The organism is Mitsuokella multacida DSM 20544 (genome assembly GCF_000155955.1).
Classification (GTDB): Bacteria; Bacillota; Negativicutes; order Selenomonadales; family Selenomonadaceae; genus Mitsuokella; species Mitsuokella multacida.
Window position 1 is genome coordinate 1,294,033 of sequence record NZ_GG697141.2, and the last position, 20,241, is coordinate 1,314,273.

A 20,241-nucleotide genomic window follows, 5' to 3' on the forward strand; every position below is an offset into this window, starting at 1 on the left:
TAGGATACAGGAGGAATTCCACATGATTATCGTAACAGGTGGTGCCGGTTTCATCGGCAGCAATATCGTCAAAGAACTCAACCGCCGCGGTCGCACGGACATCCTGATCGTCGACGACCTCAAGGATGGGCAGAACTACAAGAACCTCCGCGGCCTGCAGTTCATCGACTACCAGTACAAGGACGACTTCCTTCAGAGCATCGAGGATGACGACTTCGACGGCACGGACATTGACGCCGTCTTCCACGAGGGCGCCTGCTCCGACACGATGGAGTATGACGTCAACTTCATGATGCGCACGAACTACGAGTACTCCAAGTCCCTGCTGCACTTCTGCCTGCAGCACCGCATCCCGTTCATGTACGCCTCGTCCGCTTCGACGTACGGCGGCGGCAAGAACGGTTTCCGCGAGGGCGACGAGTGCGAGGACGCCCTGAATCCGTACGCCTTCTCGAAGCTCGCCTTCGACCGCTACGTGCGCCAGGTCATGCCTGAAGCCCACAGCCAGATCGTCGGCCTCAAGTACTTCAACGTCTACGGCCCGCAGGAGCACCACAAGGGCAAGATGGCCTCCATCTTCTACCAGCTCTACAACCAGATCAACGAGACGGGCAAGGCGCGCCTGTTCCGCGGCTGGGGCGAGATCGCCGGCAAGCCCGTCGAGGACGGCGAGCAGCGCCGCGACTTCGTCTACGTCAAGGACGTCGTGCGCGTCAACCTCTGGTTCTGGGAGAACCACGGCCCGTCCGGCATCTACAACTGCGGCACCGGCCACGCCCACAGCTACAACGAAGTAGCCAAGGCCGTCATCAAGGCCATGGGCAAGGGCGAGATTGCCTACCGCGACTTCCCCGAGGTCCTCAAGGGCAAGTACCAGAACTTCACCGAGTCCGACCCGACACACCTGCTCGCCGCCGGCTACGACCAGGGCTTCACCGACATGGACGAAGCCGTCAAAGAGTACGTGACCTTCCTCGACAACGGCGGTTACTATGAGTATGGAAAATAAAGCCGTCTTCTTTGACCGCGACGGCACCCTCAACGTCGACATCCACTACCTTCACCGTCCCGAAGACTTCATCTGGATTCCCGGCGCCAAAGAGGCCATCCGTCACGTCAACGACCGCGGCTACCTCGCCATCCTCGTGACGAACCAGTCCGGCGTCGCCCGCGGCTACTACCCCGAGAGCGACGTCCAGCACGTCTACGACTGGATGAACAGCGAGCTCCAGAAAGTCGGCGCCCACCTAGACGCCCTCTACTACTGCCCGCACCACCCCGAGGGCACAGTGCCCGCCTACACCAAGGCCTGCAGCTGCCGCAAGCCTGCCACCGGCCTCATCGACGCCGCCTGCGCCCGCTTCCACATCGACCGCGCGAAGTCCTACTTCGTCGGCGACAGCGACGGCGACATGCTCTGCGCCAAGAACGCCGGCCTCAAAGGCCTGCGCTACGAGGGCGGGAGCCTGCTGGACCTCGTTCAAAAAATATAGGCGAATAGGAAGTTTTAAAGCTCTGTCGAAAGACAGGGCTTTTTATTTGCACAATGGACTTGTTTAGAGTAAACTTATGATGAGAAGGATGACGAGGTCATCTTGTAGAATACATATAAGGAATGGAATGTATGCTGGACTATATAAGCTTAGGAAAGAAAATCTACAATACAGAAAATCCGCGCGAAGCTAGGCGTATGGTGGTCTTTGTCGGCCGCTGCCTGTTGAACATGGGGCGCATGAAGCGCCTGTATCAATTCTTCACGGGCAATGCGCTTCTCAATCAAGTGGCAGAAGAGTATCCTTTTGTCTATGAGCAGCCGACGCGTGCTTTTTTCTACAACAAATCGACGTTCGCAGAGCGTGCTAAGATTGTCGAGCAGCACATGGAATATTTGTTGAAGTATCTCAAGGAAGATGTGTTCCTAGGCCTTTATGGAGATAAGAATTATGTTCTTTGGGAAAGCCATGATGAGATTGGTCGTTTGCGCTTTGAACTCTCAAATGAACCGGGACAGCGTAAAGAAGGGCTCTTGTCCGTTGTCCTGCGCCTCGACGAAGCAGACCTCTACCAGATGATGTTCTGGATCGCGCCGAACAAGGCCGGTGAGTGGGCACTCTGGATCGGTGCGATGCAAGGCCCGAATATGGAGAACGCCAAGGATATCATCAAGAAGGTCACGAAGCGCTGCCATGCCTATCGCACGAAGAACTTCATCCTGCACGCGACGCAGGAGACGGCCAAGGCCCTCGGCCTCAAACACATCTATGCTGTCACGAACTACGGCTACTATGCGAACAACCACATCCGCCGCGATCGCAAGCTCAAGACGAGCTTCAGCGACTTCTGGAAAGAGTCAGGCGGCCGCCCCTGTGCGGACCAGCGCTTCTACGAGCTGCCGATGACGGAATACCGCAAGACCATGGAAGAGGTCCCGACGCGTAAGCGTGCCAACTATCGGAAGCGCTATGCCCTGCTCGATGAAGTTGACGCTGCGATTGAGAACAAGATAAAATCCCTGTTGAGGTGAGATCGTATGTACATCAAGCATCTGGAATTGGAAAATTTTACTGTTCTGCACGAACTTAATATGGACTTTTCGCGAGGAATCAATGTATTCATTGGTGAAAATGGCATGGGCAAGACGCATATCATGAAAGCCTTGTATAGTGCGTGCCAGGCCGTCAAGCCGGATATTTCCTTTTCGCAGAAGCTGGTACGAGTCTTTCGCCCCGATGGATTTGGCATTCATCGCTTGCTCAGCCGTTCGAATCGTGGTGGGCGTGCACGTGTCAAGGTCGTTTCGGATGGTGCATCTGTTGAGATGACGTTCACCAATCGTACCGCGAAGTATGGTGCAACGGTCATAGGCGAGGAAAAATGGGAGAGTCAGAAGGGAAATGTTGAAAGTACATTCATTCCCGCCAAAGAGATTCTGTCAAATTCCCGAAATCTTCCTGAAGCCGTTATGAAGGGCAACGTTGAGTTTGATGATACATATATCGACATCATCGCTGCAGCGCGCGTCGACCTCTCCCATGGCCCTGATACAGCAGAGCGTAAGCGCTATTTAAAGATCTTGCATCAGATTACGCAGGGACGTGTAACAGTAGCCGATGAACGCTTTTACCTTAAGCCGGGCAATCAGGCCAGGATTGAGTTTAACTTAGTGGCAGAGGGCATTCGCAAGATTGCACTGCTTTGGCAACTGATCAAGAATGGTACACTCGAAAAGGGGGCAATGTTGTTCTGGGATGAGCCCGAGGCAAATATCAACCCCAAGTACATCCCTATTCTGGCAGATATGTTGTTGGAACTTCAGCGTAATGAAGTCCAGATTTTCATTTCGACGCATGACTATGTCTTGGCAAAATACTTGGAAATCAAACAGAAAAAAGATGACAAGTTGCAATACCATTCGTTTTATGTCGAGGGGCAAGATATTCGCTTTGAGACAGGTACATTTTCGGAGCTTAAACACAATTCGATTATGGATGCATTCTCGCGACTGATGGATGATGTCTACAGCATCACGACTGGAGTCAATGCGCATGGGTGAAATATATTGGGAAGAAAATCGTTATTATCAAATTGATTTGCGTAATGCAAAATGGTCACTAGAACTTCAGCCGCTCTATCGGGAGTATGATCTTTTTCTGGCAGATGTTGACTGGATTTGCGAGTTCAATGGTGAAATCTTGTTGATCGAGTACAAGAACGCAAAACTTCCCTTTGAGAAAGGATACCGAGCTGCTGAAAACTTCAATCCATCCAGTGATGAGAGCGTCGCGAAGATTGTAAGGAAATTTTTCGATAGCTTCTTTTATATAACGTCATATCAAAGAAAAAGGCCTGTCAAGTACATCTATATCTTGGAATGGCCGAAAGGCGATATTGTTTCACGCAAGATGCTGCAAGATAAGATTGCAAAATTTTTGCCGTTTCGTTTCCAGCAGCAAGAGAAATTAAGTCCCTTACTCATTGAAGATTTCCGGGTTGTCTCGATTGCTGAATGGAACGCTATGTATTCAGATATGCCAATATTGAGATGTGATGATGATAAGGTGGAATGAGGGGAAATATGAGCTCACTGGCTATTTTGATCCTGACACGTAATGAAGAAGAGAATATTGTCTCGGTAGTGGAGAATGCCAAGAGGTGCACGGACGAGGTCATCATCATCGATTCAGGTAGCACGGACCGGACTGTTGACTTGGCAAAGGAACACGGAGCAAAGGTCAGCTTCCGCGCCTGGACAGATGACTTTTCGGCACAACGCAATTTTGCGCTCGAGCAGACGAATGCCGACTGGGTGCTCTATCTCGATGCCGACGAACGGCTCAATGATGCGCTCATCGCTGAGGTCAAGCACAGCGTCGCGTCCGGAAAGATGGATGCACAATACGCCATCACGCGAAAATCCGTCGCTTTTGGCGTGACCTTCAGCTACGGTGTGCTCTATCCCGACCACGTCCTGCGCATGTTCCCGCGCGAGAGCGTCACTTGGGTCAACAAGGTCCACGAGCACCCCGAGTGCCAGCTGCCAGCCAAACGGCTACCGGGCTACATCGAGCATCATACCTATAAGGACTGGCATGAATGGGAAGAGAAGCTTTGCCTTTATACGACCATTTGGGCAGAAGATGCCTATAAGCGAGGCAAGCGCACATCTTTGCCCAGCATATTCATGCACGCTCTGGGCGGGTTCTTTAAGATGTTCGTAGTGCGCCGTGGCTTCTTGGATGGATGGATTGGCTCGTATCTGTGCTGTACGCACTTTTTTTATACGATGCTCAAGTATCTGAAACTCCATGAGTTGCAGAGGAAAGGAGCCTGAATATGCGTGTCGTGATTCTAGAGTCTATCGTCATGCCAGCAGGTCATGAGGTGGAGTTTGACCGTATCCTTGTTGAGGAACTCAAGAAGCAGGGTCATGAACCTGTTTTCTTTGTGCCAGAGCACTTCCCGTTCAAGCTTGACTACCATTGTGATGTGGAATATCTTGAAGGTGGCGAAGTCGTCACGTATGCTGATGCTGGAAAAATCAAGAAAATCTTCTTGTCATTGATCAGAGAGCGCCGCCGTGTTGCATGGTTCAATTCTGCATATGACAAAGCATGTGCGCATCACTGCGATGCGATTATCATCCCAACAGGGACATGGCGGTATATCCGTACTATTCTGCGCAGTAAGCTCAAGGATTCACCAGTCCCTGTTTATATGATCTTCCATGGTATCAATCCTCATGAGCAGCCAAAGTTCGAGCAACAAGCTCGCAAGGTGGAATCGTATCAGAATATCTATCTCAAGGTCATTACGTTGAGAGATGATTTCAAGAATAGCGGACTGCACAATGTTGACCTGATTGCTCCACCTGTTTTCAAACCTTGGGAATTATCTGTCAATAAGGAGCTGACTTTTAAACCACCTATAAAAATAGGATTTTTCGGGCAATTCCGCAAAGAAAAAAACCTTGGCTTTTTCCTCGAAGCATTTACTAAAGCAAAATTTTCAGTTCCTGTTGAGCTGGTCGTACAGGGAGCTACCGCAAAGCCGGAAGATGGAGAACTGTTTGAGCGGTTTGCACGAGATTATCGAAACCATAAGAATATCAAATTCTTGCACAAGAATCTCATTGGCTTGGAGTGGCAAAAAGCTCTCTTAGACGTTGATGCCATCATGATGCCCTATGCAGCTGAGCGCTATCGGTATCATTGGGGTGCGATGCTCTTTACGGCGATTGGCTTCTACAAACCAGTATTGGCGTCTCCAGAACTCAATCCAGAAGTCTTGCAGCAGTTCAAGATTGGTCAGGCGATTGATTTGAGCTCAGTAGAAGCATTCTCTCAGCAGTTAGAAGGCTTTATTGACGATTTGGTGAGCAATACAGAAGAGTATCAACAGGGATTAAATCAGGCGAATATTGCATATGGTCAAGATAAACTGATAAAAGGTATCTTGAAATCTGTATGAATGGAATAATGGAGATATATGATAATGGAAGAGAAGAATAAAACGTATTCCAATATCTTAGTGAATGCATTGGTTAATCTTGGTGATGTTGTTTTGACTACAAGCGCTGTTTCATTGTTGAAACAAGCATATCCAAATGCAAAAATCACTATGCTGGTAAAGCCCGTAGTTCGTCAAGCGGTAGAAAATAATCCAGTTATTGATGAGGTCATTGTATTTGACTATAAAGCCAAGCAGAATTCTTTTTGTAAGATGATGGAAATGGTTAATTTAATCAAATCACATCATTTTGACCTCAGTATTTCATTCGACCGGAAACTGCGCCCTGCATTACTGTGTTGGTTATCGAGAATCCCCATGCGAGTAGGACCTGACCGTGTCTTTGATGATAAGCCAAGCCGTGTAACTTGGCTCTATACAAAGACAATACATATCTCTCATAATCTTGATAATACTTTACAAGCGGAGACATACCAGGATATTGTACGAGGCTTTACAGGACAGACGAGTCATGCTCAGCCAGTATTTGCCCGTATCATGCCAGAAAATGAAGAAAAAGCAAATGTTTTATTCGATACATTGCCTAAACGAGAAAAATATATTGCCTTATGCGTCAAGGGAACTTTTCCTTTAAAAACATGGCCAAAAGAATATTTTGTCAAAGTCGTAGATGAACTCAATAAAAGATACAATGCTAGTTTCTTTATCGTTGGTGCACCTAATGATAAGTCTTATGCAGATGAAGTTATTGCAGATATGCCTGTTGAGGTGAAGAATTTTTGCGGGCAAACTAATCTAGTTGACTTGGCAGCAGTTTTGAAAAGGTCAGATTTATTTGTGACAGTGGATACTGGTGCAACACATATTGCGGCTACGACTGGTATACCTATGGTTACGATGTATGGATGCACAAGCCCTAATCGCTGGTATCCAATCAATAAAAATGCTCGTGTTTTAACGACTAATGAGCCATGTTGCCCTTGTACATATAGGGCAGATGAATGTCCTACTAATCCAAAACCAAATTGTTTGTGGCATGTAACATCAGAAATGGTATTACGGCAGTGCTATACCTTGTTAGAACATACAGGAGTATAAAATGAGAAAGAAAATATTTGTGACTAAGCAAGGCGGCATTGGTGATGTTATTTTAGCAACACCAATACTCTCTGAGTTAAAAAAACAATATCCGGATAGCTATATTACACTTATGATTTTTAGCAATGCGTACGATATAGTGAAGGGCTTACCATTTATCGATGAAATATTTATCTACAATAAAAAGAAAGATGGTTTTTTAAAACTATGGAATAAGATGCGTGGATACGATATAGCAATATATTTGGATTTATCATATCGCCCTGCACTGGCAGGCGCTTTGGCACGGATACCTATTCGTATAGGCGTTTCTCATAAAAGAGGATTTTGGTTAACGAAAGAAATTCCTTGGCAATCATATATGGATCATACCTATGAACCTTATGTCATGGGGGATATTGTCAATGCTGGCTTGGGTTTAAATATTTCGCATGAGGCTTTAAATCGGTTATATATAGCATCTGCAACTGAATTTGATAAGAAGGACCTTGCAAAAAAATTAAATGATTCTGGCGTAAAGATGGGGGGTAGATACATAGTTTCATCACCCATCACTGCATTTTATTTAAAAAATTGGCCCTTAGATAATTGGAATGAATTATTTAAGAAAATATACCATAATTATGGATTGAAAAATGTAATTTTTGGAAAAGAAAAGTTAGATTATCAATGGGATGAAAAAGCGGTTATAGATTTATGTGGGATGCTTAGCTTACGACAACTAGGGGAACTGGTTAGAAATGCAGACCTGTTAGTAAACTCCTGCAGCATGCCAATCCATCTATCTGCTGCTACTGGAACACCTTGTGTGGTTTTATATGGATATACTGACCCATGCCGATGGGCACCTAGAATGCATTGTAAAATTGTAAAATCCGATTTACCATGTAGTCCATGTGATGGATATCATGGGAGTAAATGCACAGATCCATTATGCATGAAAAGGTTATCAGTGGAAGAGGTTTATAAATCATGTCAGGAAATATTAAGTAACGATTTTTGATTCGGCGTAAAGGAATCGGTATTATGAAAGATTTAAATAATAAAAAGATTTTTATTGAATGCAGCCCTGGCGTAGGTGATTTAGTAGTATTATCACCAATTCTCCGTGCGCTGAAGGAGAGATATCCAAGTTGCATTTTGACAATTATGTCGAAACGCAATAGTTTGCATGTTATTGAACGATTACCATACGTTGATCATATTTGTCCTATGGATGAAGGAACAAAAGTTATATTGAAAAAAATGTGGAGGCAAGATTACGTTATTTTCATTAATTATAAGCCTTTGTTATTTGCTTTAGCAAAATTGATTGGCGTTCCTCATAGGATTGGTCCTTGTAAAGAAAAAAATAAAAAGTGGGGATTGTGCACTAAGTATTTCCAATATGATGAGCATGTTCCTGACAATCTTCATCAATCTAAATATTTTATGTCACATATTTGTGAAGCTTTAGAGATTGATGCGCTAAAATATAGCAACCAAACAGAAATTTCTGCGCCTCAAAAGGCAGAAATAGAAACTACAAAAAAGATTTTTGAGGAAAATGGCCATACACCAGGAAAAGGCTATGTTTGTATATCGCCATTTGCTAATACAGCTTTAGATATTCCAAACTCTACAATAAATGTTATCGTTAATTATTTATTAAAGAGATATGAATATGAAATTGTCTTCTTAGGTATGCAGTCAGATCAATCTTTGAGAGATATGATAGGAAAGATAGATTCGTCTCGATTGATTGATATGACGAATAAAACAAATATGATGGACTTGATATATATTCTTAAAAATGCTAGGTTATTGTTATGTTCTGATAGTGGACCTATGCATATATCTGCAGCAGTGGGGACATTAACAGTACCCATTTTTACTACTGCAAATATCTGTCAGTGGGCACCACAAACAAATTGTTACCCAATTAGTTTAAATCTGCCTTGTTCTCCTTGTAAGGCAGGACGACATATTTGTAAGAATCAAAAATGTATAAATGAATTATCGCCAGATATAATTATCCATAAAATCGATATGATATTACAAGGATGAGATAAACCATGAGACTCTTTGAAGAGATTAAAGAAAAAGTCATATGATGAGACGAGCAGCCTCGCTTATAAAAAAGAGAAAAATTAATAATACACATAAACTATATTGGGCTTTTTTGCTAGATGGAAGTTTAGGGGACTATATTGTTTTACTTAAAATAGTAGAAGTGATAAATGAAGCTTGTCCAAATAATGAAGTTGATATATTCGTTCCTAAAAACAAACTAGTTTTTGCTAAAACAGTTTTTGGGGGATATAAAGGAATACATGGGTATTACCCTAATCGATTCCATGAAAGATATGCAAAATATTATGATTTTGCTATAAAAACAACCCACTATTCTGAAGTTAAATATATTGCGCATAATAGAGTAAAAAAAATATCAAGTTTTTTATATGAAAAACTTATTTACTTGAAAAAGTCTGAGAGTTATTTTTCATGTGGCGTAGAAAAAGATTATTATAATTTTATGATGAGGTGTAAATTTTGGGGATTGACTCGATATGATGCAATAGGAAATGGAGGCGTACTTCCTACTGGCAATTCGTTTGTTAAGATATTCTTAGATGATAAATATAAATACGATTTTTATAAATGGAATTCAGGAAAAAAATATATAACTACTAATTATGGAATAGATATGGTAAGGATAAAATTATGGCCTAAAGAATATTTAGAACAGTTACTAGCTATGATAAAGTTTCATAGACCAGATATAGAAATTGTTCAATTGGGAGGCTCAAATGCACCTAAATTGAATAATGTTGATAAATATTTATTTGGAAAGAGTTTTGAGTTTGCTAAATACGTCTTGAAAAACTCTATGTTACACATAGATTGTGAGGGGGGACTAGTTCATTTAGCAAGTCAATTAGGTACAAAATGTGTAGTAGTAGCCGGACCGACTCCTATTTGGTATTATGGATATAAACGTAATATCAATATTGTTGCAACAAAATGTAAAGATTGCGCTGGGGTAGTTCCATACTGGTATGAAAGATGTATGAAGGGATATGAGCATCCTATTTGTATGTATTCAATCAAGCCTCAGTATGTCTTTGATAGAATAAAAAAAGAAATCATGCAACAAGAATAAATTTATGAATTCCTATATTTAATAAATGTATTTATGAGACTATGAGGAGCATATATGGATATCTTTTTTCAGGGGATACAACAAGATTTTAAATTGTTTATCTTATTCCCTATTCTAAGCGCTATTTTCCGTTTTATATTTATAAAAGTATATCAACCCTATCCATCCTTGACAGGACACAGAAAGGCATTGTGCGAATGCTTTCGCTTTGGCTTCTGGTGGGGGATGGATTTTAATGCGTATTTGTTTTTGATATCAATGGTGTTGATATCCATCCCTTCGATATTCTTTGGGTTCTTTCGAGAGTACGGCTTGGAACTGCGTATCTTCTTGGGGTGCCTGTATGGATTGATCTTGTATACGGCATTTGCAGGCAAGATGATTTTCTATCATCACTTCCATGATACATTCAACTATCTTGTCCATATGGGGCGGAAGGCAGAGAAGCATAATCTCGTGGATGTGTTCTTCCATCAAGACCATGGTGGTTGGATCCTTTTGGGGTATCTGCCTTACGTCCTGTTCGTTAGTGCTGCCTGCTTCTACTTCCAGCAGTTGCCGTCTATTCCGTATCCGCAGTTCTCGGAGCCGATGGTCCAGTATGCCTTCAACACGGCGGTCTTCTTGCTTTCTATCCTAGGTTTCTACTGGGTGCGCTATGGTGGTACACTCAATCATCGCAATAAGCCGGAGTGGGATACGATACCGTCAATTGTCAAGGAAGATGCCTTCCTGGCTCGGGCGTGCGTGGATGATCTCGTGGCGCTCAAGTGGGTTCGGCGCAAGCCGCTGGCTGAAGAGATGCAGCATAGCGATGCGGAATTGGAGCAGTCAATCCAACGCATCTTGCCAGGGGGGAGCAATTGGCAGGGAGAAGGGGATCCTCTGTTGCTGTTCAAGCGTACAGCTGAGGGGCCTATCATCCAAAAGCCATCTCAGGTCTTTGTCATTGTAGGAGAGAGTGTGCCACAATGGACACTTGACCCGCTCTATGCTGACCTGCATATTCTTGATGCGACGAAGTCTTGGATACAGGATGAGCATACAGCGTATATGAAGAATTTCCTGCCGGCAGGCAATATCTCTCGTCCGTCAATTGTCTCATTGATGAGTGGCATCTATGATGCACAGCTCGAACTCAACGAGATGGAATCGTTTTGGCAGGGGCAGACGGTGACATCATTTGCCGGCCAGATGAAGAAGCTGGGCTACCGGACGATATACTGGTATGGCGGCAATGCGTCGAACGGCAACTTCAATCACTTTGGCCGGGCACAGGGCTTTGATGAGGTTCGAAGTGCAACCGATTTCTGTGGAGAGGATGCTCCGAGGACTTGGGTCGGCATTTACGACCATGTATTCCTGCGAGAAGCGGCGAAGCAAATGAAGGTAATAGAACAGCCGACCTTCCACTTTGTCTACACGACGTCGAATCACGGTCCATATAAGATACCGATGGATGTTCTGGGCGCTGATCCAGATGAAATGCTGAAGGATGTCGGCGACGACATCCGCAAGGATGACGAACGGCGCAAGGCATTTAGCACGGCACGTTATGCGGACCGCGCTGTCCAGAAGTTCATCGCGGAGATACAGGAGCGCTTCCCCGATGCTTTGATTCTCTATACAGGCGATCATTCGAATCTTTATGGCGGCTTAAGCAATTCATCGCTTGTTCCTCGTGATTTCATGTATCGAGAGCTCTATTGTACGCCGCTGATTGTACATCATCGCGATATACAGAAGAATCTTTTCGGGGACAATACGATTGGCACGCATCTGAATATCATGCCGACTGTCCTTGAGATGATTGCGCCGAAGGGCTTCTCGTATTATTCGCTGTATCCTTCTCTGACACAGCCTCAGCCTGATGGTCTGGTCACGCCGAAGCAGTGGATTACGCCCACAGAGCTTGGCGAAACGGCATCTGGTTTGGTGGAACCGGTCAAAGAGGCGGATCGAGAGGGAACGAAGAAGTATGAGCCAGAAGATACGCATTGGCGGCAGGCGTCGTCGGATATGACGTCGCTGACGGCTTGGATTGTCCGTCATGCAGACCAGTGCTTGAACCATTATGTAAGGTGATAGATTGCGTTTTCTCAAATCATTGCAGCAGGATGCGAAGCTGTTCTTGTACATCTACATCCTGCTCATGGTCTTTCGCATTGCCTTCTTGCTGATCTATTCGGGTCAGCTTAGCGAAGCCCGTGCGGAAGATGTTGCAGCAGCTCTCTGGCTGGGGGCTCGTATCAGCCTGAAGACGACGGCGTTCCTCGTGGCGTTCCCGTTTGTCTTTGGCACGATTCCCTACGCAATATGGGGCAGATGGCCGGCGGGGCGTATCCGGGCGATACTGGGCAGTGTGGCCGTGGGCCTGATGACGCTGCTCTTTGTCATCCGCATTCCCTATTATGAGATCTTCCATCAGGGATATAACATCATGCTGTTCAACGGCATGAAGGATGATAAATGGGCCATCTGGGATACGGCGGTGAAGCAGTATCAGTTCTGGCCGCGCCTCTTGGAGGCTGTCCTATTGATGGTGCTGTTCATCTGGCTGTTGCAGAAAATCCTGCGGACGCCGGTCTGGCAACCGCAGGGCCATGTCCGCATCTGGACTGGCTTGGCAATTGTCTTCGTGCCGGTGTTTGCCATCTTCTGCCGCTTTGGCGGGGCGTTCCATTCGGACAGCGGTGTGCCGTGGGAGAGTGCGGCTCGTACGAAGTATGTTGTGCTCAATGAGGCCATCCTTGATGATGGACAGGCGCTCTACCGCGCCTATAGCACACATGAGCGAGCAACGGAGAAGGCGGTTCGCCCCATCTCGGAAGAAGAGCGGGATGCGGCAATCGCGCGGCTTGGCGGCAACCCAGATGCGGATTCGATTGAAGAGGCATTCACGCGCCGCACGATGGCAGCACCGCTTGCGAGACGGCCTCGTCATGTCATTGTGATTCTCGGGGAGAACTATGCGCTTTGGCCATTGCTGCCAGAGTACCGCGCGCTCGGTCTGGCCAAGACAGGCGAATGGTTGGAGGCGAACGGAGCGCATACGTATCATTTCCTGCCCAATGGCAATGGTACGATGACGTCGCTCAATGGTTTCCTGACGGGCTTGCCGGATATCGGTCTTTACGTCAATTACACGATGGGGCTGCATGGCAGGCCGGACGGACTCGGCATTGGCACGATGATGAAGAAGATGGGCTATAAGACGGTGTTCTGGTACGGTGGCCTGCGCAGCTGGCAGGACATCGAGCATTTCACGTTGCGCGAGGGCTTTGATGAGTTCCATTGTGCGGATGAACTGCCGGAGCAGGGCAAGAGCTCGTCGTGGGGCGCGCCGGATGGTGTCTTGTTCGATGGCATCCGCGAGCGGATGAAGTACGATGCGGAGGATACGTTCTACTTCATCCTGACGACGAGCAATCATCCGCCGTTTGCTTATGATGTCGATGCGGAAGGCTTTCCGCGCGATGAGGTGGCTGCGAAACTGCCACCGTCTATCCCGACGGACAAGGCGACGATGGACCAGTTGGGCCATATCTGGTATGCGGACAAGGTCATGGGTGAGTTCATCCGGCAGGTGCAAAAAGATGATTCGTCGACGCTGTTTGTCGTGACGGGTGATCATGCGGAGCGGTTCAACTTTGCGACGGATGTCTCACTCTGGGCGCTGAGTGGCATCCCTTGTTATTTCTACGGGGATGGCGTGCGGCAGGACCTTCTGGATGAGCAGATGGCGGGCAGTCACTTGCAGATTGCTCCGACGCTGGCGGAACTAATCCTGCCGACGGGGCGTCCGTACACATCACTGCTGCCGCCGCTCATGAAGTCGAACCGGGCTTTCAATCATCGCCTTTACATTGAAGATGGCGAGATTGGCGAACAGAAGAACTTGACGGATGAAGACTTCCGGGACGATATTGAGGCCGCGCGGACGATTGCTTCGTGGGTCGTCATGCATGATCAATGATATCGAGAGGGGAGGTATGTCGGATGAAATGCATCGCTGTGATCACGGGCGCGTCGAGCGGGCTTGGGCGGGAGTTTGCGCGGCTCTTGGCGCAGGAGGCGGTCGATGAGCTCTGGCTCGTAGCGCGGCGCGAGGAGCGGCTGCGGGAGCTGGCGGCGGAGGTGGCTTTGCCGTGCCGCGTCTTTGCGCTGGACTTGACGCTGGAATCGTCGCTGGAGGAGCTCTCGGCGGCGCTTTCGGCGGAGCCGGTGACGGTGCGGTGGCTCGTCAATGCGGCTGGGTTTGGCCGCATCGGCATGGCGGTGGACATCGGGGCGGCGACGACGGGGCGCATGATCGTGCTGAACTGCCGCGCGGCGGCGGAGCTCACGGAGCGGGCGCTGCCGTACATGGAGCGCGGCAGCCGCGTGCTCGAGATTGCCTCGTGTGCGGCGTTCCAGCCCATCCCGTACCTCGCGGCGTACGCGGCGACGAAGGCGTTCCTCCTGCGCTACAGCCGCGCGCTGGCGGCGGAGGTCGCGGAGCGCGGCATCACGGTCACGGCCATCTGCCCGTACTGGATCCGCGATACGGAGTTCATCCACGAGGCGAAGCGGACGGACAAGGCGGGCCTGTTCCGCGGCTTCCCGCTCGCGACGGACCAGAAGACCGTCGCGCGGCGCTCGCTCTGGGCCGCGGAGCACGGCTTCACCGTCTTCACGCCCGACCTCGTCTCGACCCTGCACCGCATCATCACATCCCTCCTGCCGCACCGCCTCATGATCGCCCTGAGCAATCTCTGGCGTCATCTGGCAGGCTGAGAAAAATGTGATTTTGGGGGCGAAAAAGCCAAGAATTCTGTGATGAAAGCCCCGAAAAAGTGCAGAATTCTGTGATGGCGGTGTAAGTCTTGATGCAGGGTGCGCTTCCTGCTATACTGTATCGGGGGATGTCCCCTAGAGCGAACGCAGCATATTGCTGTCATCTACGATGCAATTTGATGGTCATCGGTGGTCGAGCCGCAATGCTTGGCATAAATCCGAAAGAGAAAGGGTCGTGATGCCTCTGGTATCACGCGCCGAATGCCTGCTTCTGTGGAAGCCTTGTTTTCATCGGAGGTAGCTGTGGTCACGGCTTGCGGGTTGACTGCACTCTTTGTGCTGGTCTTCCTGAGTCTGGTCGTGCTAGCTTCCTTCGGCGTCATCGACGGTAAGTTCCTGTTGGAACTGATCCGCGCATTTCGCAAGTAACCCTTCGGCGTACATCACACAAATGAAAAAGCCGTCTTAGCAGAGACGGCTTTCTCGGGATGTACGGTGGCCATCAGCGTTAGCAGACGCTGTTTGTATGGCTGAAAATATTTTTGCCCTATGATATGCCGAGCTGACCATCTTAGTGGTTCGCTCTTTTTATCTATGTATATTATACAGCGGTGGTGTATATGCGTCAATCCTAGAGGGGGCGGGCAGATGGATTTGCCGGAGAAGATACGCAAGGGCATCGTTGAGTTGGCAGAGAGGCATCGTGTTCGCAAGGTCATTCTCTTTGGCTCACGAGCACGTGGGGACAATTGGGAGCGTAGCGATGTCGATCTCGCGGCGACTGGCGGGGATGTCGTCCGCTTTGCGCTGGACGTCGACGAGGTCATCCCGACGCTCTTGATGTTCGATGTCGTGAACTTAGATGAGCCTGTGCAGCAGGAACTGCTGGATTCAATCAAGAGAGAGGGGGTCGTGCTCTATGAAAAAATATGATAATTTTTGCCGCGCACTCCACAACCTGAAAGAGATTGAGTCGAGGCAGCCGCCTTATGATATCATCACGCAGACCGGTATGGTGTCTTTGTTCGAGATTTGCTTTGAGCAATCCTGGAAGGCAATGAAGGAACTGCTGGAATACTCTGGATACAGTGAGCACAAGATTGGTTCCCCGCGCGCTATCATCAAGATGGCCTATCAGGCGGGCATGATCCAGGATGAGGACGTCTGGGTCGATGCGCTCCACGACCGCAATAATGTCGCGCATTCGTACAACGAGGCAATTGCGCTGTCCATCATCCGCGCGAGCAAGGAACGCTACATTGCGATGTTCGAAGCCTTGCAGCAGGAGTTGGCACAGAACTGGCTTTGATTTTGCTGACAAAAAACGGCTGCCTGAATCTGAGATTCAGGCAGCCGTTGTATTTCATATGGAGCGGGCAAGCGGAATCGAACCGCCCTCTAAAGCTTGGGAAGCTTCCATTCTACCGATGAACTATGCCCGCGTCATTGCTGACTTAAATATTCTATCATTTTTTGCTCATTTTGGCAAGGCTGTCTTTGAGGGCGGAGATGGTGGGCAGGATGGCGATATGGGGGTAGCGGGCGAAGGCCGCGGCGCTGGTGGTGCCGGTGGTGACGGCGAGGAAGTCGACGCCGGCGTTCTGGGCGGTCTCAGCGTCGATGTAGCTGTCGCCCGTGTAGAGGACGTCGGCTTTCGCTGCGTGGAAGTGGTCAATGGCGCGCAAGAGGCCCGTCGGCTCTGGCTTATGGCTCTTGACGTTGTCGCTGCCGATAATGAGGTCGATGAGCTCGGGCACGTGGTCGACATCGAATTTCTCCTGGATGCGGCGGTGCGTCTTGTTGGAGATGATGCCGACTTTTGCGCCGGTGGCCTTGATGGCGCGCAGGGTTTCGACGGCGCCGGGGAAGAAGGTCGTGCCGGGCGTCATGTAGCGGTCGGCCTCGGGGCGGTAAGCGTCGACGAAGCGCTCGGCTTCGGCGTCGTCCGCGGTGCCGACGATGCGCTTGACGGCCTCGACCATGGGCAGGCCGATGGTCTTCTTGATGCGCTCGTCGGGCACATCGGGATAGCCGAGCTTCTGCAAGGTGATGTGGAAGCACTTGACGATGGCGGGCTCGGAGTTGACGAGCGTGTAGTCGAAATCGAAGAGGTAAAGACGATAATCCAAGGATAGCACTCCTTCCGCGTGGACAATCAGCGTGATTTTTTGGTACTCTGTTTATGATAGCACACATTTCAGTTGAAGAAAATGTGCAGATACCGTAGAATAGAATGGTAAGACCAGCTCCAAACGAAGGGAAGTTGAAATAGATGAAACATGTCGTCGTAGACCTGGAGATGAATCCGGTCAGCCGGGAGTTCCGCGAGGTGCGCCGCAAGCTCAATGAGGAAGTCATCGAGATCGGTGCCGTGCGCCTCGACGAAAATTTCCAGCAGGAAGCGGAGTTTCAGTGTTACGTGAAGCCGGAGTACGGCCCCATCAAGAAGCACATCACGAGCCTGACGGGCATCACGCAGGCGATGGTCGCTGACAAGAAGACGTATGCCGCGTGCTTCCAGGATTTTGTGGACTGGGTTGGCGAGGAAGAGACGAAGATTTACTCGTGGAGCATGTCGGACATCAAGCAGCTGCGCAGCGAGTGCCGCTACAAGCTGCCGGATTTTGACATCGAATGGCTCAACGAGCGCTGGGTCGACCTGCAGCAGGAATTCGATGATCGCCTGGGCCTGCACAACAGCCTCGCACTCAAGCATGCGCTCGGGGCGATGGACCACAAGTTCGAGGGCACGCAGCACACGGCGCTGGCGGATGCGATCAACACGAGCGCCATCCTGACGCTCATGCAGGACGATGCGAAGTTCAAGGAGACGATGAAGCCGGTGCTCGAGATCCTGCAGCCGAAGGATGACCTCTCGAGCTCCATCGGGGATCTCTGCCCAGAGCTCGCGAAACTCCAGAAGGACCTCTGAGGGAAAGGATGTCGATCATGAAGAAAATGGGCGTTCTTGGCCCCTTGGGCACACACAGCGAAGCTGCCGCACAGTATCTTTCGAGGCTCCTGCCGGAAAGGCCGGAGCTTCTTGTCTATCCGGATATCTTTGCGGTGATCCAGTCCGTGGAGGATGGCGAGGTGGACAGCTGCCTCGTGCCGGTGGAGAACTCGCTCGAGGGCGCGATCAATATCACGCTCGACACGCTCGCGCGCAGTGCGGACCTCTTCGTCGCGAGTGAGCTGATCTGGCCGGTTCATAACCAGCTCATGGCAAGGCCGGGCACGCAGAAGATCTGCCGCATCTACTCGCATCCGCAGCCGATCTCGCAGTGCCGCGGCTACCTGCAGCAACATTACCCGCAGGCGGAGCTGATCAAGGTGGCGAGCACGGCGCGGGCGGCTGAGATCGTCGCGCAGGAGCCGCGCGGCATGGGCGCGGCAGCCATCTGCACGGAGCGCGGTGGCGAGCTCAACGGCCTCGTCACGGTTGCGAAAGAGATCCAGGACAACATGGCGAATGCGACGCGCTTCTTCGAGCTCTGCCGTGTGACGGCGGCGCCGCACAAGCCCGTCGGCCCTGCTGAGAAGATGCTCGTCATCTGCGAGATCGACGGCCAGAAGGCCGGCGCGCTCTACGATGTGCTCAAGGAGTTCGCGGACCGCGGCGTCAACATGACGCGCATCGAGTCGCGCCCCGCGCGCACGGAGCTCGGCGCTTACATTTTCTTCTTCGACCTCGAGGTCGCGGACAATGAGGCGGCCCTGCGCGAGGCGGTGGCGGCGGTCGCGAGGAAGAGCAAGTGGCTCAAGGACCTCGGCAGCTTCCCTGTCGTGCGAGCCAACCCCTGACAAGGTTCACAAGCATGCAAAAAAGGCATCTGTCGATGACAGATGCCTTTTTTTATGGTCTTACTTGTCGAGTGCGATGACTTCTGGCTTCTTGCCTTCGTCGATGCAGGCCTTCGTGATGATGACCTTGCGTGGCTCGTCCGACTTCGGGATGTCGTACATGACGTCGAGCATGACGTCCTCGATGATGCCCTTGAGGGAACGGGCGCCGGTCTTGCGCTCGATGGCCTTCTTGGCGACGGCGCGCAGCGCGTCCTCAGCGAACTCGAGCTTGACGTTGTCCATGGCGAGCAGCTTCTCGTACTGCTTGACCGGGGCGTTCTTCGGCTCGGTCAGGATGCGCAGCAGGGCGTCCTCGTCGAGCGTCTCGAGCGTGCAGATGATCGGCAGACGGCCGATGATCTCGGGGATGATGCCGTACTGCATGAGGTCTTCCGGGCGGACCTGATGGATGAGCTCGTCGAAGGTCGGCTTCTCGCTCTTGCTCGTGACCTCGGCGCCGAAGCCAATCGACGAGTCGGCTTTCTGGAGGCGCTTGGCGATGACATCGTCGATGCCGACGAAGGCGCCGCCGACGATGAAGAGGATGTTCTTCGTGTCGACCTTGATGGTCGGGGCCTCCGGGTGCTTGCGCTGGCCGCGCGCCGTGAACTCGACGACGTTGCCCTCGAGCATCTTGAGGAGAGCCTGCTGGACACCCTCGTGGCCCGGGTCGGCCGTGATGGAGTTGTTGGCACCGGACTTGCGGGCGATCTTGTCGAACTCATCGAGGTAGATGATGCCGTGCTCGGCCTTCTGGATGTCCTTGTCGGCCGCGTAGTAGAGGTTGCGGACGGCGACTTCGACATCGGCGCCGACGAAGCCGGCCTCCGTGAGGCTCGAGGCATCCGTGACGGCGAATGGCACGTCGAGGAGCTTCGAGAGGTGGGAGAGCAGCGCCGTCTTGCCGCAGCCGGACGGGCCGAGCATGATGACGTTCGACTTCTCGATCTCCGTGCCGTCGTCGTTCGTGTAGCCGTACTTCATGCGCTTGTAGTGGTTGTAGACGGCGACGGAGAGGATTTTCTTCGCGCGGTCCTGGTTGATGATGTACTCATCGAGGTACTGCTTGATGATGTGCGGCTTGTTCTTCTTGAGGATCTCGTCGAGCTGGGCAGCGAAGTCTGGCGCCTGCTGTTTAGCTGTGTCCTCTTCGTGGAGCTCGATGTAGTGCGCGAGCTCCTTGATGCAGTTCTTGCAGATGCCGAAGCCCGTGGCCGGGTCGTAGATCGGCATGTCAAGTGAGTCGTGAATCTCGACTTCGCGCTTGCAGAAGCTGCAGCGCTGTTTCATGACGGGTTCGTCTTTTTTATCGTTTGCCATGTAGAAACATCCTTTCTGTGTGATGTAGGTGCGGCAGATGATTCAATCTGGATTTCGTCTTGTCTTTTAGAAAGAAGTATTCCCCCTGTACA

20 protein-coding genes and 1 tRNA gene are annotated in these 20,241 nt (G+C 50.0%); 18 read left to right on the forward strand and 3 right to left on the reverse strand.

The window, feature by feature from the left end; genetic code table 11:
* The first annotated feature begins 22 nt into the window (after nt 1–22).
* The 16 genes from rfaD to MITSMUL_RS06010 all read left to right on the forward strand — a co-directional run bounded on the left by rfaD (nt 23) and on the right by MITSMUL_RS06010 (nt 16,292).
* Nucleotides 23–1,009 (forward strand): ADP-glyceromanno-heptose 6-epimerase, encoded by a 987-nt coding sequence (gene rfaD / locus MITSMUL_RS05955; RefSeq protein ID WP_005840879.1) that lies wholly within the window; start codon nt 23–25, stop codon nt 1,007–1,009.
* The gene (locus tag MITSMUL_RS05960; RefSeq protein WP_005840880.1) at nt 999–1,493 is read left to right on the forward strand and encodes a D-glycero-alpha-D-manno-heptose-1,7-bisphosphate 7-phosphatase; all 495 of its coding nucleotides are present in this window, start codon (nt 999–1,001) and stop codon (nt 1,491–1,493) included. The genes rfaD and MITSMUL_RS05960 overlap by 11 nt, the downstream gene beginning before the upstream one ends.
* Before the next feature lie 131 nt (nt 1,494–1,624).
* Nucleotides 1,625–2,524, forward strand: a complete 900-nt coding sequence (locus MITSMUL_RS05965) for a VirK/YbjX family protein (RefSeq protein ID WP_040635613.1) — start codon at nt 1,625–1,627, stop codon at nt 2,522–2,524.
* Between the two features lie 6 nt (nt 2,525–2,530).
* Nucleotides 2,531–3,553, forward strand: a complete 1,023-nt coding sequence (locus MITSMUL_RS05970; RefSeq protein ID WP_005840883.1) for an AAA family ATPase — start codon at nt 2,531–2,533, stop codon at nt 3,551–3,553.
* Nucleotides 3,546–4,067, forward strand: coding sequence for a hypothetical protein (locus MITSMUL_RS05975; RefSeq protein WP_050751643.1), 522 nt, complete (start codon nt 3,546–3,548; stop codon nt 4,065–4,067). Before MITSMUL_RS05970 ends, MITSMUL_RS05975 begins: the two co-directional genes overlap by 8 nt.
* A gap of 8 nt (nt 4,068–4,075) precedes the next feature.
* Nucleotides 4,076–4,831 (forward strand): glycosyltransferase family 2 protein, encoded by a 756-nt coding sequence (locus tag MITSMUL_RS05980; RefSeq protein ID WP_040635615.1) that lies wholly within the window; start codon nt 4,076–4,078, stop codon nt 4,829–4,831.
* Nucleotides 4,832–4,833: 2 nt separating this feature from the next.
* Entirely contained in the window at nt 4,834–5,967 is a 1,134-nt protein-coding gene (locus tag MITSMUL_RS05985; RefSeq protein WP_005840889.1) for a glycosyltransferase, read from the forward strand.
* A gap of 24 nt (nt 5,968–5,991) precedes the next feature.
* Nucleotides 5,992–7,065, forward strand: coding sequence for a glycosyltransferase family 9 protein (locus MITSMUL_RS12325; protein WP_005840890.1), 1,074 nt, complete (start codon nt 5,992–5,994; stop codon nt 7,063–7,065).
* A 1-nt stretch (nt 7,066) separates the two neighbouring features.
* Complete coding sequence (locus MITSMUL_RS12330; RefSeq protein ID WP_005840892.1) at nt 7,067–8,068, forward strand: glycosyltransferase family 9 protein; 1,002 nt, start codon at nt 7,067–7,069, stop codon at nt 8,066–8,068.
* A gap of 23 nt (nt 8,069–8,091) precedes the next feature.
* Nucleotides 8,092–9,111 carry a glycosyltransferase family 9 protein gene (locus tag MITSMUL_RS12335; protein ID WP_005840894.1) on the forward strand — a complete coding sequence of 340 codons (1,020 nt, stop codon included), beginning with the start codon at nt 8,092–8,094 and terminating at the stop codon, nt 9,109–9,111.
* Nucleotides 9,112–9,154: 43 nt separating this feature from the next.
* Entirely contained in the window at nt 9,155–10,207 is a 1,053-nt protein-coding gene (locus tag MITSMUL_RS12730) for a glycosyltransferase family 9 protein (RefSeq protein ID WP_005840896.1), read from the forward strand.
* Between the two features lie 54 nt (nt 10,208–10,261).
* Nucleotides 10,262–12,292, forward strand: a complete 2,031-nt coding sequence (locus tag MITSMUL_RS05990) for an LTA synthase family protein (protein WP_005840897.1) — start codon at nt 10,262–10,264, stop codon at nt 12,290–12,292.
* Between the two features lie 46 nt (nt 12,293–12,338).
* Complete coding sequence (locus tag MITSMUL_RS05995) at nt 12,339–14,183, forward strand: LTA synthase family protein (RefSeq protein ID WP_211205218.1); 1,845 nt, start codon at nt 12,339–12,341, stop codon at nt 14,181–14,183.
* A 23-nt stretch (nt 14,184–14,206) separates the two neighbouring features.
* Nucleotides 14,207–14,983 (forward strand): SDR family NAD(P)-dependent oxidoreductase, encoded by a 777-nt coding sequence (locus tag MITSMUL_RS06000; RefSeq protein WP_005840901.1) that lies wholly within the window; start codon nt 14,207–14,209, stop codon nt 14,981–14,983.
* A gap of 648 nt (nt 14,984–15,631) precedes the next feature.
* Nucleotides 15,632–15,916, forward strand: a complete 285-nt coding sequence (locus tag MITSMUL_RS06005; RefSeq protein ID WP_005840904.1) for a nucleotidyltransferase family protein — start codon at nt 15,632–15,634, stop codon at nt 15,914–15,916.
* Complete coding sequence (locus MITSMUL_RS06010; RefSeq protein WP_005840905.1) at nt 15,903–16,292, forward strand: HI0074 family nucleotidyltransferase substrate-binding subunit; 390 nt, start codon at nt 15,903–15,905, stop codon at nt 16,290–16,292. Before MITSMUL_RS06005 ends, MITSMUL_RS06010 begins: the two co-directional genes overlap by 14 nt.
* 59 nt (nt 16,293–16,351) lie before the next feature.
* Here MITSMUL_RS06010 and MITSMUL_RS06015 read toward each other — a convergent pair.
* Together MITSMUL_RS06015 and MITSMUL_RS06020 are read right to left on the reverse strand one after the other, a co-directional pair.
* Nucleotides 16,352–16,425 (reverse strand) — tRNA-Gly (locus tag MITSMUL_RS06015).
* Nucleotides 16,426–16,449: 24 nt separating this feature from the next.
* On the reverse strand, nt 16,450–17,121 hold the full coding sequence (locus MITSMUL_RS06020; protein ID WP_005840907.1) for an HAD family hydrolase: 672 nt from the start codon (nt 17,119–17,121) through the stop codon (nt 16,450–16,452).
* Nucleotides 17,122–17,255: 134 nt separating this feature from the next.
* Between MITSMUL_RS06020 and MITSMUL_RS06025 the strand changes: the two genes are divergently transcribed.
* Complete coding sequence (locus tag MITSMUL_RS06025; RefSeq protein ID WP_005840908.1) at nt 17,256–17,915, forward strand: 3'-5' exonuclease; 660 nt, start codon at nt 17,256–17,258, stop codon at nt 17,913–17,915.
* 8 nt (nt 17,916–17,923) lie between these two features.
* Nucleotides 17,924–18,787 carry a prephenate dehydratase gene (gene pheA, locus MITSMUL_RS06030; protein WP_005840909.1) on the forward strand — a complete coding sequence of 288 codons (864 nt, stop codon included), beginning with the start codon at nt 17,924–17,926 and terminating at the stop codon, nt 18,785–18,787.
* Nucleotides 18,788–18,847: 60 nt separating this feature from the next.
* Here the strand turns inward: pheA and clpX are convergent, their stop codons facing one another.
* Nucleotides 18,848–20,149, reverse strand: a complete 1,302-nt coding sequence (clpX, locus tag MITSMUL_RS06035; RefSeq protein WP_005840910.1) for an ATP-dependent Clp protease ATP-binding subunit ClpX — start codon at nt 20,147–20,149, stop codon at nt 18,848–18,850.
* Nucleotides 20,150–20,241: the final 92 nt, after the last annotated feature.

Bases quoted from the DNA above. Each gene is read 5' to 3' on its own strand.
- MITSMUL_RS05990 (WP_005840897.1), top strand. From the start codon at position 10,262: ATGGATATCTTTTTTCAGGGGATACAACAAGATTTTAAATTGTTTATC.
- MITSMUL_RS12325 (WP_005840890.1), top strand. From the start codon at position 5,992: ATGGAAGAGAAGAATAAAACGTATTCCAATATCTTAGTGAATGCATTG.
- MITSMUL_RS12730 (WP_005840896.1), top strand. From the start codon at position 9,155: ATGATGAGACGAGCAGCCTCGCTTATAAAAAAGAGAAAAATTAATAAT.
- MITSMUL_RS05975 (WP_050751643.1), top strand. From the start codon at position 3,546: ATGGGTGAAATATATTGGGAAGAAAATCGTTATTATCAAATTGATTTG.
- MITSMUL_RS05980 (WP_040635615.1), top strand. From the start codon at position 4,076: ATGAGCTCACTGGCTATTTTGATCCTGACACGTAATGAAGAAGAGAAT.
- MITSMUL_RS05965 (WP_040635613.1), top strand. From the start codon at position 1,625: ATGCTGGACTATATAAGCTTAGGAAAGAAAATCTACAATACAGAAAAT.
- clpX (WP_005840910.1), bottom strand. From the start codon at position 20,149: ATGGCAAACGATAAAAAAGACGAACCCGTCATGAAACAGCGCTGCAGC.
- MITSMUL_RS06005 (WP_005840904.1), top strand. From the start codon at position 15,632: ATGGATTTGCCGGAGAAGATACGCAAGGGCATCGTTGAGTTGGCAGAG.
- rfaD (WP_005840879.1), top strand. From the start codon at position 23: ATGATTATCGTAACAGGTGGTGCCGGTTTCATCGGCAGCAATATCGTC.
- MITSMUL_RS06025 (WP_005840908.1), top strand. From the start codon at position 17,256: ATGAAACATGTCGTCGTAGACCTGGAGATGAATCCGGTCAGCCGGGAG.
- MITSMUL_RS12335 (WP_005840894.1), top strand. From the start codon at position 8,092: ATGAAAGATTTAAATAATAAAAAGATTTTTATTGAATGCAGCCCTGGC.
- MITSMUL_RS12330 (WP_005840892.1), top strand. From the start codon at position 7,067: ATGAGAAAGAAAATATTTGTGACTAAGCAAGGCGGCATTGGTGATGTT.
- MITSMUL_RS05960 (WP_005840880.1), top strand. From the start codon at position 999: ATGGAAAATAAAGCCGTCTTCTTTGACCGCGACGGCACCCTCAACGTC.
- MITSMUL_RS05985 (WP_005840889.1), top strand. From the start codon at position 4,834: ATGCGTGTCGTGATTCTAGAGTCTATCGTCATGCCAGCAGGTCATGAG.
- MITSMUL_RS06000 (WP_005840901.1), top strand. From the start codon at position 14,207: ATGAAATGCATCGCTGTGATCACGGGCGCGTCGAGCGGGCTTGGGCGG.
- pheA (WP_005840909.1), top strand. From the start codon at position 17,924: ATGTCGATCATGAAGAAAATGGGCGTTCTTGGCCCCTTGGGCACACAC.
- MITSMUL_RS05970 (WP_005840883.1), top strand. From the start codon at position 2,531: ATGTACATCAAGCATCTGGAATTGGAAAATTTTACTGTTCTGCACGAA.
- MITSMUL_RS06010 (WP_005840905.1), top strand. From the start codon at position 15,903: ATGAAAAAATATGATAATTTTTGCCGCGCACTCCACAACCTGAAAGAG.